The organism is Methylobacterium sp. E-005, assembly GCF_022829725.1.
GTDB lineage: Bacteria > Pseudomonadota > Alphaproteobacteria > Rhizobiales > Beijerinckiaceae > Methylobacterium.
Window position 1 is genome coordinate 1 of record NZ_JAKSYG010000012.1, and the last position, 371, is coordinate 371.

The 371-nt window shown below is 67.9% G+C and carries 1 pseudogene; it reads right to left on the reverse strand.

The window, feature by feature from the left end:
• Positions 1-98: pseudogene (locus MKK88_RS00220) on the reverse strand (phosphonate ABC transporter, permease protein PhnE); the annotation flags it as partial.
• Positions 99-371 lie beyond the last annotated feature (273 nt).

Here is a 371-nt window from a genome sequence, read left to right on the forward strand (position 1 = left end):
GCCGCCGTCAGCGTGCCGAGGAACGCGATGCCCAGCGTCTCACCGAGCGCGTGCAGGAAGGTCCAGAACTGGCCCTCCGGCGATGGTGGTACCATCAGCTCGACCATGCACCCGTGTTCCCCACGCCGCGCCCTCCCGATGTCACTGACCGGGCCCGCGGCGCGCTGAGCCGGTCATGGATCCCAAAGGACGCGTCCTTTGGCGGGTGCGGGGCAGAGCCCTGCAGACGTATCTTCGACCCCCTTCCGGGGGTCGAAGATCCGTTCGTCGGGGGTTTCACCCCGACACCCCACCAAAGGGCCACGCCCTTTGGAAACCTGATCTGCTGACGCTCCGGCCCTCAGCTGGCGATCACCAACTCCACCCGGTCG